Source organism: Sulfitobacter sp. HI0129 (genome assembly GCF_001635395.1).
GTDB lineage: Bacteria > Pseudomonadota > Alphaproteobacteria > Rhodobacterales > Rhodobacteraceae > Sulfitobacter.
Genome location: NZ_LWGH01000967.1, coordinates 1 through 423, shown reverse-complemented (window position 1 = coordinate 423; position 423 = coordinate 1). Strand labels below are relative to the sequence as shown.

The window sequence follows — 423 nt, the reverse complement described above, 5'->3', positions numbered from 1 at the left end:
GGCCCCCGGGCAACCAGGTCTCATACGACGTGGGCCATTCATCCCTGAAGAAATCAGCCAGCCCCGCGATCGTGGCGGCAACACGCGGCAGCATGGGATGGCCGTGGCGCGCATAATGGATTGCGGGTTCCAGAACGTCACGCAGGGGCAGCCGCCCATGATCGTGCAGAATTAGCATCCATGCGTCGAAAGACCCGGGCACTACCGTTGCCAGCAGACCGGATCCGGGGATCCGCTCCAGCCCCTCGGCGCGGTAGTGATCGATGCTGGCGCCCGCGGGGGCGACCCCCTGCCCGCAGATCACCACGGGCGCGTCCTCGCCCGCCGTGCGGACCAGCGCGGGCATGTCGCCCAGCGGGCCGTTCAGATGCGGCTCCACCACCTGAAGCGTGAATCCCATCGCGGCGGCGGCATCCGCGGCCG

General features: G+C 69.0%; 1 protein-coding gene. It reads right to left on the bottom strand.

Features of this window, described 5'->3' with window-relative positions; translation table 11 throughout:
• Positions 1-423 (bottom strand): gamma-glutamyltransferase (locus tag A3764_RS21390; protein ID WP_201722488.1); only part of this gene is annotated, 423 nt, incomplete at both ends.